This window comes from Streptomyces sp. NPDC043870 (genome assembly GCF_056435785.1).
The window spans coordinates 178,154-191,379 of the sequence record NZ_JBWKDT010000011.1; the positions used below are offsets into that span (position 1 = coordinate 178,154).

Below are 13,226 nucleotides of genomic sequence, written 5' to 3' on the forward strand. Positions count from 1 at the left end.
CGCCGGCTGTGAGAGGGACGGAATGAAACCGACCGAGAGTGCCGCCCCGGTCTCACGGCCGCGTGGTATCGCGGGGTTCGCGTTTGTCGCGGGCGTCGCCTCGACGCTGCCCTTCGTCGTGACGGGACTCGCCGCCCTTGTGCTGGCGAGCGGTCTGTTCATGGCCCTACGGGACGGAAACGCGCTGTTCCCCGGCGGCACCGAGGGCTGGTCGCTCGCCGTGCTCACCGGCATCCTCGTCGGCCATCTGGTCGCGCTCGGCCGCGACCGATGGTGGGGCGGCACCGGCTCCGGTGCCGCCCTCACCGTCGCCGTGCTGCTGCTGTACGGCTGGGTGCCCGCGGGCCTGGTCAGCCTGGCCGTCGTGATGCTCGTCGGCACCGCCCGCCGGCACCGCTGGAGGCAGGGCGTCCTGCACGGCGCGGCCGACATCCTGGGCATCGGTGCCGCCGCGCTGGTCCTCGTGGCGTTCGGCGAGGCGCCGACGGTCGAACAGCCGTGGCAGCCCCTGGAATGGGGGTTCGACGTCGTCCCTGAGATGGTGCTCGCGGCAGCGGCGTATCTTGGTGTGACCCGTGTGCTGCTCTGGTACGCGCTGGCACCGCAGGGCGGCGGACTGCCCACCGTCGCCCGTACGGCCCTGCTGCGTCAGGGGCTCGTCGCGGTCGCACTGTTCGGCATCGCCCCGCTGATCTGCGTGGTCGCTACCGCCCTGCCGATCCTGCTGCCGCTCTTCGCGGTGCCGCTGATCGCCCTCGACTCCACGCTGTGGATCGCCCGCGCCCGGGCCGAGGAGCAGCTGCGCGACCCGCTCACCGGACTGCCCAACCGTCAGTGGCTGCTGGAGCGCACCTGGGCGGCGCTGGAGGAGGCCGAAGGTGTCGGCGCCCGGTCCGCTCTCGTTCTGATCGACCTCGACCGATTCCGTTCGGTCAATGACACCCTCGGACATCTCGCGGGTGACCGGCTGCTCCTCCAGATAGCCGAACGGCTCAAACTGGCGCTGCCGCGCGGCGCGGAGGCCGCGCGGCTCGGCGGCGACGAGTTCGCCGTGCTCCTGCCGAGGGCCGACTCCACCACCAGCGCGCAGCGCGTGGCCCGCCATCTCGTCGCCGAGCTCTCCTCGCCCCTCGACCTCGACGGACTGACGCTCGTCCTGGAGGCGAGCGCCGGTCTCGCTGTCTTCCCCGATCACGCACTGGACGCCGAAGGGCTTCTCAGGCGCGCCGATGTGGCGATGTACCAGGCCAAGCGAGATCGCACGGGCGTCGAGGTGTACGAATCCAAACGCGATTCGAACACACCGGACAGGCTCGGACTGCTCGGCGATCTGCGCCGGGCGCTGGACGCGGGCGATGTGGAGCTGCACTACCAGCCGAAAGTCGGCTTCGACGGTCATGTCGCGGGTCTTGAGGCGCTGGTGCGCTGGGTGCACCCGGAGCGCGGCCGGGTCCCTCCCGACGAGTTCATCGCCATCGCCGAGTCCTCCGGGCTGATGCCCCATCTGACGGAGTACGTCCTGGAGACGGCCCTCGGCCAGGTCGCCAAATGGCGCGCCCAGGGCCTCTTCGTGCCGGTCGCCGTCAACGTGTCGCCGCGTGACGTCCACACTCCGGGCTTCGCGGGCGCGGTCGCGGCCCGGCTCGCCCGGCACGGTGTCCCGGCCGGGGCGCTGCAGTTGGAGATAACGGAGCACGTGCTGCTGGAGGATCCGCAGCGCGCCGCCGACACCCTCGCCGGGCTGACCGGGCACGGCGTGAAGATGTCGCTGGACGACTTCGGTACGGGCTACTCATCGCTCGTCCATCTGCGCCGGCTGCCCGTCAGCGAGCTGAAGATCGACCGGTCGTTCGTGGCCCGGCTGGCGATCGACAACGAGGACGCCGAGATCGTCCGCTGCACCGTCGATCTCGCCCACTCGCTCGGGCTGCTCGTGGTCGCGGAGGGTGTCGAGGACGACGAGACCTGGGAGCGGCTGCGTGACCTCGGCTGCGACGCGGTCCAGGGCTGGCTCGTCGCCGCGGCGATGCCCCCGCAGGAGACCACCGCCTGGCTGAGGGCCCGCGGCGAGCACGGCTGGCGCCGCCCCCCCGCCGCGGAGCTCCCCGCCGGCTCCACGGTGGAAGCCGACAGCGCGTCGGGCCACGTCGTGCAGTGACCGAGGAGTCCCGGTGGACCGCCAGGACCCGGTAGGCCAGGGAGTCCCGGTGGGCCGGGAGGTCCCGGTGAGGACAGCGGTCAGCCGGCGTGCACCGTTCCCGCGTAGCGCTGCCTGAATCGGGTTCCGCTCGCCGCCGTCACCTCCAGGTCGTAGCGTCCGTCGCGCACCTTCAAGCTCACCGAGGACCGGTCACCCGGCCCCACCCACACCGTGCGGGCCGCCTTCGGATCGCCGTCCGGAGTGACGGTGAAGGAGACCCGCGTGGCGCCCTGATTGGTGAACCGCAGTTCCACCGTGCCCCGTTCGGGACGGCGGCCGTGCAGCGAAGCCGTCACCGACGGCACGGGGGCGCCCGCCTCGCGCCCCTGGCGTACGACCGTGCCGGAGAAGCGGCGTACGAAGCCGTCCGCGCCCATCACGGTGAAGTCGTACCGGCCATCGGTCTCCGAGGTGTCCCAGGTGTACGTCTTCGAGGCACCCGGGGCGACGGTGAACGGCCGTGCCCGTGAACGGCTTGACCGCATTCGGCAGCACGGTGAAGTGGAATGTCTCCGTACCGTGGTTGGCGAGGGTGCAGACGACCTCTCCGGTCTCCCGGTCCACGGTCACGTCGGCCCACGGACGGTACGGCAGCGCGCGATGCGGCCGGGCGCCGGGCTCCTGCGTGGGCATCGACTGCCCGCCGCTCGGCGGCAGCTTCACCGCGGGAAGGGCGTTGCCCGCGTCCGCCTTCGCCATGAGCTCGGCCGTGTCCGGCAGCCACGGAATCGAGTAGTCCGGCGAGCTGAAGTCGAAGCACGTGGTCAGGTCGCCGCAGACGGCCCGACGCCAGTCCGAGATGTTGGGCTCCCGCACACCGGTCACGACCTCCAGGAACCGCAGCACCGAGGTGTGGTCGAAGACCTGGGAGTTGACGTAACCGCCGCGCGACCAGGGGGAGACCGCCCACAGCGGGACCCGGTTGCCGAGCCCGATCGGCCGGCCCTCCGCGAACTCCTCCGGAGTGCCCGGCTCCGGGACCGGCGGCAGGACATGGTCGAAGTAGCCGTCGTTCTCGTCGTACATCAGCAGGAAGACGGTGTGCTTCCACACGTCCGGATTGGAGAACAGCGACTGCAGCGCGGTGTTGACCCAGTGGGCGCCGTAGTTCGGCCCCGCCTCCGGGTGCTCGCAGAACAGGTACGGCGCCACCAGCCAGGAGACCGTCGGCAGCGTGCCGTCCTTGCAGTGCTTGTCGAAGGCGGTCAGATCGAACTTGGTCATCGCGTTGATGTAACGCGGGTCGTCCTTCGGAAACTTGTGGAACTGACCGAAGTACGAGAGCCCGTTGTCGTCGTAGTCGCCGCACCGCTCGTCCTTCGACGGGTTGTGGTAGACGCGCCAGCTGACCCCGGCGTCCTCAAGCCGTTCGGCATACGTCGTCCAGTCCGCGACCGGGTTGTCGGTGACCGGAGTGTTGTCGGTCCACGGGCCGGTCGTGCCGTCCTTGCCGGGGCCGCAGCTGCCCGACCACAGATACAGCCGGTTGGGGTCGGTCGGGCCCGCCTGAGAACAGAAGTACGCGTCGCAGATGGTGAACTCGTCGGCGAGGGCGAACTGGTAGGGGATGTCGTCGCGGGTGAAGTAGCCCATGGTGCGCTCGCCCTTGGAGGCGACCCACTTGTTCATCGCGCCGCCGTTGATGGCGGTGTGGCCCGTGCCCCAGTCGTGCGGGAGGCCGGACGCGTTCTGGGCGTTGTACTTCGTGGTGTCCATGGGGTTCGGCAGCATGAAGCCGTCGGAGCGGCCGGGGGCGGGCTGCTTGAAGACGGAGTCGCCGTTCGGGAAGGTCAGTGCCTGCCGGTCGTCGAAGCCCCGGACACCGTTCAGGGTGCCGAAGTAGTGGTCGAAGCTGCGGTTCTCCTGCATCAGGATCACCACGTGCTTCACGTCCTTGACGGACCCGCGGGGTCTGGCGGCGGCCGAGGCGTCCGCCTCGGGAAGACCGACGGCGGCAGCGGCGGCGGTCGCGGCGGACGCGCCGACGAAGGCGCGGCGGCTCAGCGGAGTCATGGCGTGGGAGCCCTTCGGTTCAGCGTTCAGCGTTCAGGCGTGTGGCGGCGGTGGTGGTGGCTCGGCGGAGCGGTTCGGCGGGAGCGTTCCGGCGGTGGTGGCTCGGCGGAGCGGTCCGGCGAGTGGTCCGGCGCGAGCGGTTCGGCGGGAGCGGACCGGTGGAACGGCCCGGAGGGAGTCGTTCAGCGGAGCGAGAAGGTGACGGTCGGGGCTGCGTGGTCGGAAGGCCAGCCGTTGCCTGCGGCGTCCGGGACCGGCACCGGCCAGCCGGTGCAGAGCGTGTACGCGCCCTCGACCCGCAGCGGCCCGGCGTACTGGACCTGGTCGATCCGGTCCTGCGGCTCGCCGGGGCGCACCGGCGACCAGGTGACGCCCGGCTCGTGCGAGGCGTTCGGGTGCTCGTCCCGGAAGGCGTCGTTCAGCCCGGCCTTGGCGAAGGCCGCGGTGACCGGCCAGCGGACCGCGCCCCGGCCCTTGCGGTCGAGGTGCGAGGGGGAGGCGAGCCCGGCCGCCAGAACCACCGGCGTCGTACGGGACGCGGCGAGGTCGGACTTCATCGCGGCGAGCAGCATGCCCGCCTGCCGGTAGCGGACGGACTTCAGCTCGGCGGCCTCGACCTCGGCAGGGGTACGGCCCTCCTTGAGGGCGTACGGCCCGTACGCGGCCTCGTCGAGCTGCGCCGCCCACAGCCGTACGCCGCGGCCGCCCGGCAGCTGGAGGGTCGCCGCCAGCGCCGGCAGGTCCGCCAGCGGCGCCGATATGGCGGCGAGCGGGAAGCGGCTGATCAGCCCGACCCCGGCCGGGGTGTCGTGGGCGTGCCACCCCAGCGCGTCGGCGAGCGGCCCGGCAGCGGCGCCGCCGGTCTCCTGGAGTGCCACGGCGTCGAGCCCCTGGGCGAGGATCAGCCGCAACAGCTTCTCGTGGCAGTCGCCGGTGTTCTTTCCCGCCTCCCAGAGGTTCAGCGAGGCGACCGTCAGCCGCGCGCGCGCCGAGGCCGGCCGGACCGGGACCTGCACGGTCACGGTGTCGGTCCCGCCCGCGCTGTCCCGCACGGCGACGGTGATCCGTGCCGGGCGTCCTGCGGGCTCGGCGGGAGCGGTGCCGCTGATCCTGCCGTCGGCGGAGATGCCCAGCCAGGAATCCCCGGACAGCCGCCGGAAGGAGGGGGTGCCGGAGGCGTTGCCCTGCGGGCGGATCCAGAGCGGTCCGAGCGCGAGGGAGACCCGGGAACCGGGTGCGACATCGCCGGTCGTGAGCGAGTCGACGACAGAGTGCGGGGGCGTCACGGGGGCCTGACCGCGACGGTGAAGGGGTCGGTCCTGGCGAGGATGCCGTATCCGTCCTCGGCGAGCAGATAGGCCGTGTACGTGCCCTCGCCGAGGCCGGTGGTGTCGAGGGTGATGTCGCCGGACGCCTCGGTGACGTACGACCAGACCAGCGAGGATCCGACGCCCGGCTTGCGGTCGCCGTCGTAGATCCCGATCCAGTTCTTGGCGTGGGGCGTGTCGGTGGACCAGCGGAAGGTCAGCCGGTCGCCCTCGCGCGGGCTCGTGGGCGAGATCAACGACAGGGCGTTGCCGGACGCGGCGGCGGTCATGAGTGGGGACACCGGACTGAAGGTCCTCTCCGCCCGGGAGGCGGACCCCCGGTGCCAGAAGTTGTTTGGACAACTTGAGCCAGTGAGTCAGTCCTCGGCGCCTTTGAAATGAACAGGACATGAGCAGTAACGGGAGAACGGCGGAACGCGGCTGTGCGGCGGGCGGGCGGCGGCCCGAGAGGGCGCCTGCCGGTGCGGCGGGGAAAGCGTTTCGCGGGCACCGGCGCCTGGCCCATAGGATTGGGCCAAAACCATCACACTCACCCCTGAGGATCGCTGCATGCCTGGCATCACGCGCGAGGAGGTCGCTCACCTCGCCCGGCTGGCACGTCTGGAGCTGAAGGACGAAGAGCTCGACCACTTCGCCGGACAGCTCGACGACATCATCGGCGCGGTCGCCCGCGTCTCCGAGGTCGCCGACCAAGACGTACCGCCGACCTCCCACCCGCTGCCGCTGACCAATGTCATGCGCGCGGACGAGGTCCGTCCGTCGCTCACCCCCGAGCAGGCGCTCTCCGGCGCCCCGGCACAGGAGCAGCAGCGTTTCAAGGTGCCGCAGATCCTGGGGGAGGACTAAACAGTCATGACGGACAGCACCATCATCAAGCTCACCGCGGCCGAGATCGCCGCGAAGATCGCCGCCGGCGAGCTCACGGCCGTCGAGGTCACCGAGGCGCACCTCGCCCGGATCGAGGCCGTGGACGAGAAGGTCAACGCCTTCCTGCACATCGACCGTGAGGGCGCTCTCGCGCAGGCCCGCGCCGTCGACGCCAAGCGCGAGCGCGGCGAGAAGCTGGGCCCGCTGGCCGGCGTCCCGCTCGCACTGAAGGACATCTTCACCACCGAGGGCATCCCGACCACGGTCGGTTCGAAGATCCTCGAGGGCTGGATCCCGCCGTACGACGCCACGCTCACCAAGCGTCTCAAGGCCGCCGACGTCGTGATCCTCGGCAAGACCAACATGGACGAGTTCGCCATGGGGTCCTCGACCGAGAACAGCGCGTACGGTCCGACCGGCAACCCCTGGGACCTGACCCGGATCCCCGGCGGCTCCGGCGGTGGCTCGTCCGCCGCCCTCGCCTCGTACCAGGCCCCGCTCGCCATCGGCACGGACACCGGCGGTTCGATTCGCCAGCCCGCCGCCGTCACGGGCACCGTCGGCGTCAAGCCGACCTACGGCGGTGTCTCCCGCTTCGGCATGGTCGCCTTCTCCTCGTCCCTCGACCAGGGCGGCCCGTGTGCCCGTACGGTCCTGGACGCGGCGCTGCTGCACGAGGTCATCGCCGGGCACGACCCGCTGGACTCGACCTCGATCGACGCGCCGGTCCCGCCGGTCGTGGAGGCGGCCCGCAACGGCAGCGTCAGCGGCATGCGCGTCGGCGTGGTCAAGCAGTTCCGCGGCGAGGGCTACCAGGCCGGCGTCGTCCAGCGCTTCGACGAGTCCGTCGAGCTGCTGCGCGAGCTGGGCGCCGAGATCGTCGAGCTGGACTGCCCGTCCTTCGACCTCGCGCTCTCCGCGTACTACCTGATCGCGCCGTCCGAGTGCTCCTCGAACCTCGCGCGCTTCGACGCCATGCGTTACGGCCTGCGCGTCGGCGACGACGGCACGAAGTCCGCCGAGGACGTCACCGCCCTCACCCGTGAGGCCGGCTTCGGCGACGAGGTCAAGCGCCGCATCATGCTCGGTACGTACGCCCTGTCGTCCGGCTACTACGACGCGTACTACGGCAGCGCCCAGAAGGTCCGCACGCTCATCAAGCAGGACTTCGAGAAGGCCTTCGAGCAGGTCGACGTGATCGTCTCCCCGACGACCCCGACCACCGCCTTCCCGATCGGTGAGCGTGCCGACGACCCGATGGCGATGTACCTCGCCGACCTGTGCACCATCCCGACCAACCTGGCCGGCAACGCGGCGATGTCGCTGCCCTGCGGCCTGGCTCCGGAGGACAACCTCCCGGTCGGTCTGCAGATCATCGCCCCCGCCATGAAGGACGACCGCCTTTACAAGGTGGGTGCGGCCGTCGAGGCCGCCTTCGTGGAAAAGTGGGGCCACCCGCTGCTGGAGGAGGCACCGTCACTGTGAGCACGTTGCAGAAGGCCAAGGGCTTCAAGAAGTCCAAGACCGGCACCTATCTGTCCATCGGCACCACCGCGTTCGGTGCGATCAGCGTCGCCAAGCAGGTCAAGAAGGCCCGCCTGGAGCACGACACGCTCCGGCTGATCGACGCCGCCGTGTCCGCCGCCGCCATTGTGACCGGCATCGCCCTGCTCTACCGCGAGTTGAAGCGGCTGGGCGACGACGACGTCCTGCTCGGCTGAGAGGGAAAGTTTCACCGTGACCGTCACGACTGACCTGGTGTCGTACGAGGACGCTCTCGCGTCGTACGACCCCGTCATGGGCCTCGAGGTCCATGTCGAACTCGGCACCAGGACCAAGATGTTCTGTGGCTGCTCGACCGAGCTGGGCGCCGAGCCCAACTCGCAGACCTGCCCCACCTGCCTCGGCCTGCCCGGCTCGCTGCCGGTGATGAACGCCGTGGGCGTCGAGTCCGCCATCAAGATCGGTCTCGCGCTCAACTGCGAGATCGCCGAGTGGTGCCGTTTCGCCCGGAAGAACTACTTCTATCCGGACATGCCGAAGAACTTCCAGACCTCGCAGTACGACGAGCCGATCGCCTTCAACGGCTATCTGGACGTCCAGCTGGAGGACGGCGAGGTCTTCCGCGTGGAGATCGAGCGCGCCCACATGGAGGAGGACACCGGCAAGTCGACCCACGTCGGCGGCGCCACCGGCCGTATCCACGGCGCGTCCCACTCCCTGCTGGACTACAACCGCGCCGGCATCCCGCTGATCGAGATCGTCACCAAGCCGATCGTCGGCGCCGGTGAGCGTGCTCCCGAGGTCGCGAAGGCGTACGTCGCCGAACTGCGCGAGCTCATCCGCGCTCTCGATGTCTCCGAGGCCCGTATGGAAATGGGCCAGATGCGCTGCGACGTGAACCTCTCGCTGCGGCCGAACGGCACCGAGAAGTTCGGCACCCGCTCCGAGACGAAGAACGTCAACTCGCTGCGATCCGTCGAGCGTGCGGTGCGCTACGAGGTCATGCGCCACGCGGCGGTGCTCTCTTCGGGCGGCACGATCGTCCAGGAGACCCGTCACTTCCACGAGGAGGACGGTTCGACGACGTCCGGCCGGGTCAAGGAGGAGGCCGAGGACTACCGGTACTTCCCGGAGCCCGACCTCGTTCCCGTCGCCCCGTCCCGTGAGTGGGTCGAGGAGCTCCGCGCGGGGCTCCCCGAGCTGCCGCGCGTGCGCCGCAACCGGCTCCGCGAGGAGTGGGGCATCTCGGAGCACGACATGCAGTCGATCCTCAACGCGGGCGCGGTCGACCTGATCGTCGCCACGATCGAGGCGGGCGCCGACTCCGTCTCCGCCCGTAAGTGGTGGATGGGCGAACTGTCCCGTAACGCCAACGAGTCGGGCGTCTCCCTCGACGTGCTGGCCATCACCCCGAAGCAGGTCGCCCGGGTGACCGCCCTGGTCGCCGACGGCTCGCTCAACGACAAGCTGGCGCGCCAGGTCATCGAGGGTGTCCTCGCGGGCGAGGGCGACCCGGACGCCGTGGTCGAGAAGCGCGGCCTCAAGGTCGTCTCCGACGAGGGTGCGCTGGGCACCGCCGTCGACGAGGCGATCGCCGGCAACGCGGCCATCGCGGACAAGATCCGCGGTGGCAAGGTCGCGGCGGTCGGCGCGCTGGTCGGCGCGGTCATGAAGGCCACCCGTGGCCAGGCCGACGCTGCCCGTGTCAAGGAGCTGATCCTGGAGAAGCTCGGCGTGACCGAGGGCTGATCCGCAGCTGTACGGACGGACGGGCGGGACACCGAGCGCGGTGACCCGCCCTTCCGCTTGTCCGCCCTTCCGCCTTGCCTGTCGTTCCGGCTGCCCGGCTGCCCGGCCATGGTTATCAGGAGCGCTTCGCCGACAGCCGAAGTGCCGCCGGGAACGCCAGTGCCGGCAGCGCCGTCGCGCACAGCAGCGTCGTACGGAAGCTGTCCGGGGAGGGGCCTCAGCACGTCCGTATGCCCAGGCCCGGGAGCCACAGCTCGCCGCGGTCGTTCACACCGACGTCCCGGGCCACCAGCTCGTCCGGAGTGACCGCCCCGCGCGCCCGCAGCTCACCGACCGCCAGCCGCGCCGCCGCGGCCGCCGCGCCCTCCTCCGAATCCGGGAAGGCCGACTGCCACCAGCCCTTGTCGCGGGTCTGCCAGCCACGCTCCCGCATCTGCCGCTCCCGCTCCGGGCCCTGTTCCGCGTCCCGGTCGTCAACCGCCACCCCCAGCCCCTCGCCCGGGCTGTACGAGACGACCAGATCACGCCCCCAGTCCCGGCTGCAACGGATGGTGAAGCCCGCCCAGTCGCCCGGCACCTGCACCGGGAGCTGCTCGGCCCAGGCCGCGAGCATCAGCTCCAGCGCGGTCTCCAGATGGTCCCAGCGGCCCGCGAGCCGGGCGCCGGGACGTGCCACGGGTCGCGCACCCGGCCCGTTCCGGTACAACTGCCAGCTGTACGGCAGGAGATCGAAGTCCTCCGGCTCGTCCACCGACCAGGCGCCGCCCCATTCGAAGCGCCGCCGCTCCTCGTCCTCCAGCTCCTCCGGACGGTGTACCGACAGCCGGGCGCCGAAGCGGTCGCCCGACAGCAGCACCAGCCGGCTGTCGTCGCGCCACCGGACACTGGGCCCCCGCGCCGATCCCCCGTACAGCGTCGGCTCGCCGATCCTGGCCATCAGCGCGCCGTACACCTCCCGGAACGCCTCGCGCCGCTCCACCGGCGTCGCCCCCGGCCGGTACGACACGACCTCGACCGGCGGCCGGCCGAAGTGTCCCTCCGGGGCGTCGTGCAGCTGCTGCGCGAGCTCTGCCGCCGCGGCCGGCGTGGTGACTGCGGCGGTCCTGGATGCCCCCGTGGATGCCCCCGTATTGGTCATGGACCCATGGTGGCAGGCTTCACTGACAACGCTGCCAGGTCAGGCGCCGCCGACCGGCCGTCCGGTGGCGGGATATCGCCTGGACTCTCCGGTGGGCCCCTTGGACGTTCATTCCGCTGTCGTCCCCGGGACTTTCCTCCGCCATCTGCTCTCACTAGCTTCCGGGCGGTAACGCGCGACTCAGGAGGATCACTTGGCCACGGACATCTCACGTCGACGGCTGTTCGCACTCGGCGGGGGCGCCCTCGGTGCCGCGGCGGCCGGGTCCCTGCTGCCGCCGTCCCTGCAGGAGGCGCTCGCCGCCCAGCCGCCCTCCGGGGGGCTGCAGGCGATCAAGCACGTGGTGATCCTGATGCAGGAGAACCGTTCCTTCGATCACTACTTCGGCACCCTGCGCGGCGTCCGTGGCTTCGGTGACCGCAACGCCGTCGAACTGCCCTCCGGCAAGCCGGTCTTCGAGCAGCCCGGTCCCCTGGGCGCCGTGCTGCCCTTCCCGGTGCGCGGCGCCGCCGAGACGCAGAAGAAGGACCTCCAGTACATCGGCGACCTCGACCACTCCTGGGGCGGCGGAGCCAAGGCCTGGCACGACGGCTGGATGGACGGCTGGGTTTCGGCCAAAACCGCGGCGACCATGGCGTACTACGACCGTCGCGACATCCCGCTGCACTACGAGCTCGCCGACACGTTCACCATCTGCGACGCGTACCACTCGTCGATCCATACGTCGACGAGCCCCAACCGCAACCATCTGTGGAGCGGCTGGACCGGCTTCGAGGCCGACGGCAGCCGCGCGGTGACGAACGCCGCGTACGCCGAGGGCAGCCACCCCGGATACCCGTGGCCCACCTACGCCGAGCGGCTGGAGAAGGCGGGCCGCAGCTGGAAGACGTACCAGGAGTGGGAGAACTTCACCGACAACAACATCGAGTTCTTCACCACCTTCAAGAAGATCGCCCGGAAGGCCCTCGCCAAGGCCGGCGACTTCACCTTCATGGAAGCCTTCTACGCGAAGGTCCGCGACACCTCCGACGCCGCCGAACGGGCCCGGCTGCTGGCCGCGCTGGAGGAGGGAGTGGCCACGCTCACCAAGGAGGAGCGCTCGCTCTTCGAGCGCGGGCTGCGGCGCGGTGAGACCGGCAGCCTCGCCGACCAGTTCCGCGCGGACGTGGCGGCCGGTACGCTCCCCGAAGTGTCGTACCTGGTGCCGTCCGCGGTCGACTCCGAGCACCCGGGCTCCTCCTCGCCGATCGCCTCCGCCACCCTCGTCTACAAGGTGCTGGACGCCCTCGGCTCGCACCCCGACGTCTGGCGGCACACCGTCGTCCTGATCAACTACGACGAGAACGACGGCTTCTTCGACCACGTGCCGCCGCCGGTGCCGCCCGCCGACAACACCGAGGAGCGCTGGCAGGGCAGGCCCACGGGCCTCGGCATCCGCGTCCCGCTGCTCGTGGTCTCGCCGTGGACCGTCGGCGGCTACGTCTGCTCCGAGGTCTTCGACCACAGCTCGGTGGTCCGGTTCCTGGAAAAGTGGACGGGTGTCGAGGAGCCCAACATCACCGCCTGGCGGCGCGCCGTCACCGGCGATCTGACCTCTGCCTTCGACTTCCGGCGCGGCCGGCCGCAGCCCGAGGTCGAGCAGCCCGGCGCGATCCCGCCGTTCACGGGCCGCTGGCGGCCGCAGCCGCCGTTGGTGCAGCACATGCCCGTGCAGGAGCCGGGCACCCGGCCCGCGCGCCCGCTGCCGTACCAGCCGGACGCCTCCGCGAAGCTCGGCGACGGCGCGCTGACGGTCGCCCTCAGCAACACGGGGCGTGCGAGCGCACACTTCACGCTCTACCCGTACGCCGGTGAGTTCCCTGTCCCGCAGCACAAGGACCTAAGGGGCACGGCGCAATGGAGCGTGCCCCTCACCGGGGAGGCCTACCGGTTCACGATCACCGGGCCGAACGGCTTCCGACGCGAGTTCGCCGGCCCGGTCAGGGGCGGCGCCGAGGTCATCTCGCGCATCGACCACCACGACCGCGATCTGCATCTCACGCTTCGCAACAACGGGCACCGGGCCGTCACCTTCACCGTCCGCCCCCTCGGGTACGTCGACGAGGAGGACCTCCGCGACTGGACCCGGGAGATCACGGTGAAGCCCGGCCGCAGCCGCACCGTCGTCCACTCCGCCGCCGACGCCCACGGCTGGTACGACGTCGAGGTGACCGCGGACGGTGGCAGCGGCTTCCGCCGGCGCCTGATGGGCCACATCGAGAACGGGCGCCCCAGCGTCTCCGGGTGACATAACCGAACATAAGCGGTCCTTCGGGGCGCATGGAATTCGAGGACGTCGGCCCCGAATTCCGTGCAGCCCTGTGAGTATGACCACGAACCGGGCGAAGGGGGCCCTAACGATCACCATCACCTGACAGAGTGATTTCCT

The 13,226-nt window shown here is 70.8% G+C and carries 10 protein-coding genes and 1 pseudogene; 6 read left to right on the forward strand and 5 right to left on the reverse strand.

What is annotated here, in order from left to right; translation table 11 throughout:
* The first annotated feature begins 22 nt into the window (after window positions 1-22).
* A complete protein-coding gene (locus tag AC0699_RS16905) occupies window positions 23-2,158 on the forward strand; it encodes a putative bifunctional diguanylate cyclase/phosphodiesterase (protein ID WP_478660596.1) in 2,136 nt (711 codons plus the stop codon).
* 80 nt (window positions 2,159-2,238) lie between these two features.
* On the opposite strand, the gene AC0699_RS16910 is transcribed toward AC0699_RS16905, so the two are convergent.
* The 4 genes and pseudogenes from AC0699_RS16910 to AC0699_RS16925 form a co-directional block, all read right to left on the reverse strand.
* Window positions 2,239-2,685: a phospholipase domain-containing protein gene (locus AC0699_RS16910; protein WP_478660598.1), complete on the reverse strand. Its 447-nt coding sequence runs from the start codon at window positions 2,683-2,685 to the stop codon at window positions 2,239-2,241.
* Between the two features lie 58 nt (window positions 2,686-2,743).
* A pseudogene (locus AC0699_RS16915) lies at window positions 2,744-4,213 on the reverse strand (phosphocholine-specific phospholipase C); the annotation flags it as partial.
* A gap of 182 nt (window positions 4,214-4,395) precedes the next feature.
* Window positions 4,396-5,499: an endonuclease/exonuclease/phosphatase family protein gene (locus AC0699_RS16920; protein WP_478660599.1), complete on the reverse strand. Its 1,104-nt coding sequence runs from the start codon at window positions 5,497-5,499 to the stop codon at window positions 4,396-4,398.
* Window positions 5,496-5,822: a hypothetical protein gene (locus AC0699_RS16925; protein ID WP_478660601.1), complete on the reverse strand. Its 327-nt coding sequence runs from the start codon at window positions 5,820-5,822 to the stop codon at window positions 5,496-5,498. Before AC0699_RS16925 ends, AC0699_RS16920 begins: the two co-directional genes overlap by 4 nt.
* A gap of 268 nt (window positions 5,823-6,090) precedes the next feature.
* On the opposite strand from AC0699_RS16925, the gene gatC reads away from it, so the two are divergent.
* From gatC to gatB, 4 genes are read left to right on the forward strand one after another with little or no spacing between them, the layout of a single operon-like run.
* Complete coding sequence (gatC, locus tag AC0699_RS16930) at window positions 6,091-6,387, forward strand: Asp-tRNA(Asn)/Glu-tRNA(Gln) amidotransferase subunit GatC (protein ID WP_016642027.1); 297 nt, start codon at window positions 6,091-6,093, stop codon at window positions 6,385-6,387.
* A gap of 6 nt (window positions 6,388-6,393) precedes the next feature.
* Window positions 6,394-7,893, forward strand: a complete 1,500-nt coding sequence (gene gatA / locus AC0699_RS16935) for an Asp-tRNA(Asn)/Glu-tRNA(Gln) amidotransferase subunit GatA (protein WP_478660603.1) — start codon at window positions 6,394-6,396, stop codon at window positions 7,891-7,893.
* Window positions 7,890-8,129, forward strand: a complete 240-nt coding sequence (locus tag AC0699_RS16940) for a hypothetical protein (protein WP_469768824.1) — start codon at window positions 7,890-7,892, stop codon at window positions 8,127-8,129. The genes gatA and AC0699_RS16940 overlap by 4 nt, the downstream gene beginning before the upstream one ends.
* A 16-nt stretch (window positions 8,130-8,145) precedes the next feature.
* Window positions 8,146-9,660, forward strand: coding sequence for an Asp-tRNA(Asn)/Glu-tRNA(Gln) amidotransferase subunit GatB (gatB, locus tag AC0699_RS16945; RefSeq protein ID WP_478660606.1), 1,515 nt, complete (start codon window positions 8,146-8,148; stop codon window positions 9,658-9,660).
* Between the two features lie 217 nt (window positions 9,661-9,877).
* On the opposite strand, the gene AC0699_RS16950 is transcribed toward gatB, so the two are convergent.
* Window positions 9,878-10,798 (reverse strand): hypothetical protein, encoded by a 921-nt coding sequence (locus tag AC0699_RS16950; RefSeq protein ID WP_478660608.1) that lies wholly within the window; start codon window positions 10,796-10,798, stop codon window positions 9,878-9,880.
* A 193-nt stretch (window positions 10,799-10,991) separates the two neighbouring features.
* Here AC0699_RS16950 and AC0699_RS16955 point away from each other — a divergent pair, with 193 nt between their 5' ends.
* A complete protein-coding gene (locus AC0699_RS16955) occupies window positions 10,992-13,085 on the forward strand; it encodes a phosphocholine-specific phospholipase C (protein ID WP_478660610.1) in 2,094 nt (697 codons plus the stop codon).
* Window positions 13,086-13,226: the final 141 nt, after the last annotated feature.

Coding starts and splice junctions, on each gene's coding strand:
- AC0699_RS16905 (WP_478660596.1), top strand. CDS start 23: ATGAAACCGACCGAGAGTGCCGCCCCGGTCTCACGGCCGCGTGGTATC.
- AC0699_RS16910 (WP_478660598.1), bottom strand. CDS start 2,685: ATGCGGTCAAGCCGTTCACGGGCACGGCCGTTCACCGTCGCCCCGGGT.
- gatC (WP_016642027.1), top strand. CDS start 6,091: ATGCCTGGCATCACGCGCGAGGAGGTCGCTCACCTCGCCCGGCTGGCA.
- gatA (WP_478660603.1), top strand. CDS start 6,394: ATGACGGACAGCACCATCATCAAGCTCACCGCGGCCGAGATCGCCGCG.
- AC0699_RS16950 (WP_478660608.1), bottom strand. CDS start 10,798: ATGACCAATACGGGGGCATCCACGGGGGCATCCAGGACCGCCGCAGTC.